General features: G+C 43.8%; 5 protein-coding genes. 1 reads left to right on the forward strand and 4 read right to left on the reverse strand.

Annotated features, from left to right (window positions below; genetic code table 11):
- Positions 1 to 239 precede the first annotated feature (239 nt).
- The 4 genes from QZ735_RS19215 to QZ735_RS19230 all read right to left on the reverse strand — a co-directional run bounded on the left by QZ735_RS19215 (position 240) and on the right by QZ735_RS19230 (position 6,070).
- Positions 240 to 1,028: a hypothetical protein gene (locus QZ735_RS19215; RefSeq protein WP_294252146.1), complete on the reverse strand. Its 789-nt coding sequence runs from the start codon at positions 1,026 to 1,028 to the stop codon at positions 240 to 242.
- 122 nt (positions 1,029 to 1,150) lie between these two features.
- Positions 1,151 to 2,611 (reverse strand): LptF/LptG family permease, encoded by a 1,461-nt coding sequence (locus QZ735_RS19220; protein ID WP_294252150.1) that lies wholly within the window; start codon positions 2,609 to 2,611, stop codon positions 1,151 to 1,153.
- Between the two features lie 139 nt (positions 2,612 to 2,750).
- On the reverse strand, positions 2,751 to 3,398 hold the full coding sequence (locus tag QZ735_RS19225; RefSeq protein WP_294252153.1) for an outer membrane lipoprotein carrier protein LolA: 648 nt from the start codon (positions 3,396 to 3,398) through the stop codon (positions 2,751 to 2,753).
- A gap of 65 nt (positions 3,399 to 3,463) precedes the next feature.
- Positions 3,464 to 6,070, reverse strand: a complete 2,607-nt coding sequence (locus QZ735_RS19230; RefSeq protein ID WP_294252156.1) for a DNA translocase FtsK — start codon at positions 6,068 to 6,070, stop codon at positions 3,464 to 3,466.
- A gap of 376 nt (positions 6,071 to 6,446) precedes the next feature.
- Between QZ735_RS19230 and QZ735_RS19235 the strand changes: the two genes are divergently transcribed.
- A partial coding sequence (locus QZ735_RS19235; RefSeq protein ID WP_294252159.1) for a cytochrome c biogenesis protein ResB occupies positions 6,447 to 6,822 on the forward strand: 376 nt, incomplete at its 3' end.

Raw genomic sequence — 6,822 nt, forward strand, 5'->3', positions numbered from 1 at the left:
TCTTCAGCCGGGATACTGTCATTCAGGGACGGTTCTGAAATACGGACAGCAGCATGTTCTTTTTTGCAGGAGACGAAAGTGATAAGGCATAAAGCAGTAACAATAATTTTCATAATACGGATCCGGATTATCAATACTACAAAAAAATAAAGAAACTGCCATGTCCCTGACTGAAAAATATGCTGCATAACAAAAAAGCAGCCCGGAACCGGACTGCTTTTGCTGAAACAGAGATTATATTATTTACAGTTTTCGTTGTAATCGTAGATCACCTCATTCACGATGGAAAGGTTGTCTGACATCGCTTTGTCAATTTCATTTCTGATGAATTTCCCCAATCCTGATCTGTTCTTGTTGTCATTCTTCAGGGAAGCATATTCGCCTTTTGCCACTTTTCCTCTGACTACCGGGCAGTCGGCCACAATCATTTTGGCTTTTGCCAGGGTAAGCTCTTCCGGTTTGCCGCCTTTCTTGGAATATACATAAGACGGGTTCTCCCTCATTCTTTTGTTTTCCTTTTCAGCTTCGTCAATCTGGGAACCCGCAGAGAAAGTCGTGGGAAAGCCATATACTTTATATACCTTGATTTTCCCGTCAGCTATCAATTCTGCAAACTGCGTACTTTTGGTGAGATTATTAAAAGCCTTCAAGCCTCCGCTCAGGCCTCCGTTGGCACTGTTGAAGCCTTCTTTGGTATTGGTATACTTGATGGCTTCGAAGTAGCGTTCCGTATTGTTGTCAAAAGCCATGTAGGCTTTCAGGTCATCGGTATCCAGGGTTTTGAATTTCTGCCTCTTTTTTGACGTGTCAATATCTGCCGCAGCAATAAATTTCACTTTTTTCTGATTGGTCCACGGATACATGTCATCACCTGCCAGGCGCACGATGCCTTCAATTTTTTTCCCGCCCTTATCAATGATGTAACCCTGCTTTTCGCCAACCCTCATTTCATATTCGGTGTTCTCATCCTGGGCACTGAGCTGTAAGGAAACAACACTCAATAGCCCCACAAGTAATAGTTTTTTCATAAATTTTTAATTAATTCAGGCAAAGATAAATTTTAAATTCTGAATATCTCCAACAATCCTCTAAAAATAAAACCCGGAATTTTCCGGGTTTTTTATGTGATGATGATGAATTCTGAAAATGATTACTGATACCTCTTGTGTTCATCATTTTTTGTAAACAGTCTGGTAACGGGCTTGAACAATGCCTTGTATTTTTCAGCATCAAACAGCTGGGAATCCGTAAGAGCCTTGTAGGTCATCCATATCCCGAAAGGGAAGAGGATCATATTCGGTACCCAGGCCGCCAGATAAGGATTCAGTTTCCCCGACCATGACATATTCTCGGTACCCACATTGATGATATAGAAAATAATGAAGATGACAATGGCAATAATCACCGGGAGTCCCATTCCTCCCTTTCTGATGATGGAACCCAAGCTGGCTCCGATCAGGAAGAAGATCACACAGGTGAAGGAGTAGGTAATGATCCGCTGCTGGTAAATGACAACTTTACTGTAATATTTTACACCGGGGTCAATCTCAGCATTCTTGGTTTCAAGGCTGCTTTTCAGGCTTTCAAGCCTGTTGTAGGCATTGTTTATGATCTCGAGCCTTTTTTCACTTTTCAGGGTATCCAGTTTCAGGAGCTGTTTCGGTTTCGCCTTCGCCCTGTTTTGCTTGCTGTCCATATAGCTGATCACCGTATTGGTCTGATTCAGGACATCCGTGTTTACGGTAGTGAAAAACTTATTGTTATCGCTTTTGGTCTTATCGATGGTTTTATTCAGTTCCGTGAACGTCTGGAACCGGTAGTCATCGGTAATTTTTTCTTCTTCAATAGCTTTACTGATGATGTCACTGATGTCGAAATGCGACGTAAGGGAATCAAATTTAATGGCTTGGTCCGGCTGTTTGATCCGTACACTTTCACCCCTTCCTTCAAAGTTGTCTTCATATACATAGCCGTTATACAGGACCAGTTTAAGGTAATTTTTATTAACCGCCTGCACGAATTTTCCTTTTTGCGCCACAATGGAACGCTGATTTTCGTAAGAGGTTGCTTTTTTGTGAATAAAAACCCCTTCGATATTTTCCCCGTTTTCCCCGGTGATCTTATCGAATTTCACCATATATCCGGGAATCTGGTCGATGAACTGGCCGGGTGTGAAGTTCAGCGCAGGCTTGGTCTGGGCAATATTGAAAAGCATATTCTTGGCCTTTCTCTGAAAATCCGGGATGATGTTGTTGGAGAAAAAATACAGCATGACCGCCATGATGGTGGTGACTCCCAGTAAAGGAAGCATTACACGGGTTAAGGAGATTCCTGCAGCCTTCATGGCGGCAAGCTCATACCGTTCACCGAATTCCCCGAAGGCCATGATGCTGGCCAGCAGGATCGTCAGCGGCAGTACCATACTGATGACATTGACCCCGAGGTAAAACAGAAGTTTCAGGATCTGCCAGGTACTGAGTCCCTTTCCCATAAACTGCCCCAGCTGAACCCAAACGATGTTCACAATGAAAATGAAAAACAGTACGCTGAATATAAAGAAAAACGGTCCGAAGAAGGTTTTAATAATATAGCGGTCTAGTATTTTAAACATTCGCCAAAATTAATGAAAAAGCCACAAAGTTTCCTTTGCAGCTTTTATATTTTATGAAATTTTATTACACCGTAAAACCGAAAATGCACTTCCTGATAAAATATGCTGTAGATCAGGCAGGTCCGGTTATTTCCCCAGCTTAGAGTTCGGTAATCAGGTAATTCTTATACTTGTTTTTATCGAAAACAAACATCCCCGGATCCAGGGTCTGGTTTTCTTTGTATTCTTTGATGGCGATTACGGCCACATCATTGTTGTTGCCATGCTGCTCAAGTTTCACCATCTGTTTTTTGGCTGAGTCCACAAATAAATAAACGTATTTGATACCGTTTGATTTAACAGGGGTCAGTTTTATCAGATCCGCATTAACCCCATTTACGTTCTTTTTTCCGCTGTAGGCAACATTGTAATCCTTACGATAGGTGGAAAGGTAGTTGATAGGGGAGAACATAGAGCTGCTTCCATTCGGCCTCGCTACCGTCACTTCCATATCCTCGGTATTGATGTTATAAATCTTATTGCCGTCGAAAATCTGTTCCGTTTCCATGATTTTCAGCTTGTACTTATCACCGGCGGCATAATAAATGCCGGGTTCTGTTTTTCCTACCTGGTCGTTGGTTCCCGTTCCGAAAGAAAATTTGAAATAGGAATTCTTTTTGGAATTATAATTGGCCGTTACATCATCCAGTATCTTTTTGGCTTTCGCGTCAATTTTCTGGGCCTGGGCAAAACCTATGGCTCCTATGGCCATACTGCTGATGATAACTTTTGAAACAATGTTTTTCATTTTTAGTAAATCTTTAATCTTAGACTTTTCTTACAGGTAAAAGTTAAATGGATGTTTAATCTAATTTAGCTGCGCAGGTCTTCCAAAAACTGTTCCAAAGAATGCGGGTCGCTGATGAGGACTTCTCTCGCTTTTGCCCCGTTGAAGCCGCCTACGATGCCACTGGCCTCCAGCTGGTCCATGATCCTTCCCGCACGGTTGTAACCCAGTTTCAGCTGTCTCTGAAGCATGGAAGTAGAACCCTGTTGCGTGGAAACGATAATCCGTGCCGCCTCTTCAAACAATGCATCCTTTTCGTTCGGATCAAAGGTGCTTACCGTTCCGGACGAATCCTCGGAAACATATTCCGGCAGCAGGAAGGCTGAGGAATAGCCTTTTTGCTCACCGATGAATTCCGCTACTCTTTCTACCTCCGGTGTATCTACAAAGGCACACTGCAGCCTCAGGATTTCATTTCCGTTGAAATACAGCATATCTCCACGGCCGATCAGCTGGTCTGCACCCGGTGAATCCAGAATCGTCCTGGAATCCACACTGGAAATTACCCTGAACGCAGCCCTTGCCGGGAAGTTGGCCTTGATCATCCCCGTGATGACATTTACGGATGGTCTTTGGGTTGCTACAATAAGGTGGATTCCTACGGCCCTGGCCAGCTGTGCCAGACGGGCAATCGGCAATTCCACCTCTTTTCCGGCCGTCATGATCAGATCGGCAAATTCATCCACGACCAAAACGATATAGGGCAGGTAGCGGTGTCCGTTTTCAGGATTAAGCTTGCGTTCCGCAAATTTTTTATTGTATTCTTTCAGGTTCTTGCAGAAGGCATTTTTCAGCAGGTCATACCGGGTGTCCATTTCAATACAGAGCGAGTTCAGGGTATTAATTACCTTATTGGTGTCTGTGATGATGGCGTCATCCGTATCCGGCAGTTTGGCAAGATAATGCCTTTCAATCTTGGAATACAGGGAGAGTTCCACTTTTTTGGGATCCACCATGACGAATTTCAGCTCACTCGGATGCTTCTTATACAGCAGGGAGGTGAGGATGGCATTGATCCCTACCGATTTTCCCTGCCCGGTAGCTCCGGCCATTAACAGGTGGGGCATTTTGGAAAGGTCAGCCATGAAAATCTCATTGGAAATCGTTTTCCCGAACACCACAGGCAGGTCCATATCGGTATTCTGGAATTTATGGGATGCGATCACCGAGCGCATGGAGACCATCGTTGGGTTTTTCCTCGGGACTTCGATCCCGATGGTTCCTTTTCCGGGCATCGGGGCAATGATCCGGATTCCCAGCGCAGACAGATTCAGGGCAATATCATCCTGAAGCTTCTTGATGGCCGCCACCCGGATCCCCGCTTCCGGGACTATTTCGTAGAGCGTAACAGTAGGCCCGATGGTAGCCTTGATCTCAGCAATGCCCACATTGAAATTTTTAAGCAGGCCTACGATCTTGTTTTTGTTCTCTTCGAGTTCTTCCTTATTAATTGATATTTCTTCATTTCCATACTCTTTCAGCAGGTCGATGGTAGGCATCTGGAAGTTGGCCAGATCCAGCTTATGGTCATACAGGCCGTGTTTTTGCACCAGCTCATTGGATTTTTTGTCGGAATCATCCAGGATGTCGATCACCGGCGCTACTTCCACATTGAATTTGATGTCTTCTTTGGGTTGCTCTTTCTTAAGGTCTTCCTTAGGTAAAGTAATGACCGGCGCAACAGGCCTGAGGTCAAATGCTTCTTCAGGGCTGGATACAGGAACGGAACGTTTCGAACCTACACTGAAGTCAACACTTACAGGCTGTGAAAAATCCTCTTTTACCTTTTTGCTTTCTTCTTCAAATGAAGTCTGGTTCGGGGTAACGATAGGTTCGGGTCCGGGGGTTACGGGAACTTCCGGGAACCCCTTCGGCAGGGAAACAGGCTCCTGTTCCTGAATTTTAGGTTTTGGCCGCGATTTCACAGGCTCTGTTACGGTGACGGCGGCAGGTATTGTTTCTTCTGATGCAATGCCGGCTTCTTCAATCAGTTCCTCATCCGCCTCAAAATTTTCATCGGAACTCGGCATCATGGATTTTACCCTTCCGATGGTGTTTTCATTGATATCATTCAATCTGGATCTGATGGAACTCGGGCGCAGGTTGAATTCAAGAATAAAGTACAGGGCAATGCTGGAAGCAAGGACCATCCAGAGTCCGGCCGAGCCGATGATGGCATTCAGGGAATCCATCATCTGGTAGCCGTATACACCGCTAAGAACACCCTGCCCTTTGGTAATCGCCCCGAACAGAACGGGAAGCCAGCAGATGAAGAACAGGGAATGGCCCACGGTCTTCCAGGGTTTGAAGATTTTTTTCTTAAGGATCAGCGTACCGAAGACCAGAAAGAGAAAAGCGATGATAAACGATGCTACCCCGATGCTTTCAAAGATAAATACGTTTCCGAGCCAGTCGCCCAGCTTACCGAAAAGATTGGAAGATTTGGTGGTTTTATCCAGCATCGTTCCTGCCTGGCTCTGATCGGCTTTCCAGTTCATCAGATAAGAAATAAATGAAAAGGTGAGCACCACGGAAAAAAGGATGCATATAAGTCCGGAAAAGACTCTCGGTTTCGATAAAAATTTACCTTTTTCAGGTAACTCCTGCTGTTTTTTTGGTGTAATCTTGTCCATAATGTCAATGTGGGCAAATTTAATGTTTTTTCAATACTAAAGGAATCTTTTTTACCGTAAAAAATAGACTAATATAAGGAAGACCGGCAATAATAACCCCTGTTTTAAAGCGTTGCAAAGCGGCCGGGCATACTGTGTTTCCTGTAACCTTTTTCCGTTTTTTACAGCCATATCATGGCGGTGGCAGATAAAGATAAGGTCATTCCGTTTTTTTTCAAATAAAAGGTACGAAAAATTAAAATTTTTCCAACAGTAGCTCCTCTTATTAAGAATCTTTCAAAATAAGAACAATGCTTTATAAAATGATAAATAACAGTTTTTTTTGGCGTCTTTGTAGTTTATCATCCTTATTTTTGCCTATCAAGTATATTTTAACATGAAGAAGCTCCAGGATATTCTTATCTCGACCAGAACAATGGCTGTGTTGTTGCTGGTGTATGCATTCGCAATGGCTTATGCAACGTTCTTAGAAAACGACTACGGAACCCCCACGGCAAAAGCATTAATTTATGAAGCAAAATGGTTTGAACTGATTATGTTCCTGCTTATTCTCAACTTCATCGGCAATATCGGAAGATACAGGCTTTGGAGAAAAGAGAAATGGCCGGTGCTGGTTTTTCACCTTGCTTTTGTGCTGATTTTTATAGGCGGCGCCATTACCCGGTACATCAGTTTCGAAGGAACGATGCACATCCGTGAAGGCGAGACTTCCAATGAGATCGTAACGGATAAAAACTTTTTCAAGGTGCAGA

The sequence above is a fragment of the uncultured Chryseobacterium sp. genome (assembly GCF_913776365.1).
Taxonomy (GTDB): Bacteria; Bacteroidota; Bacteroidia; order Flavobacteriales; family Weeksellaceae; genus Chryseobacterium.

Excerpts from the sequence above, each read along its gene's own strand:
- QZ735_RS19215 (WP_294252146.1), bottom strand. The coding sequence starts at position 1,028 with ATGAAAAAACTATTACTTGTGGGGCTATTGAGTGTTGTTTCCTTACAG.
- QZ735_RS19220 (WP_294252150.1), bottom strand. The coding sequence starts at position 2,611 with ATGTTTAAAATACTAGACCGCTATATTATTAAAACCTTCTTCGGACCG.
- QZ735_RS19225 (WP_294252153.1), bottom strand. The coding sequence starts at position 3,398 with ATGAAAAACATTGTTTCAAAAGTTATCATCAGCAGTATGGCCATAGGA.
- QZ735_RS19230 (WP_294252156.1), bottom strand. The coding sequence starts at position 6,070 with ATGGACAAGATTACACCAAAAAAACAGCAGGAGTTACCTGAAAAAGGT.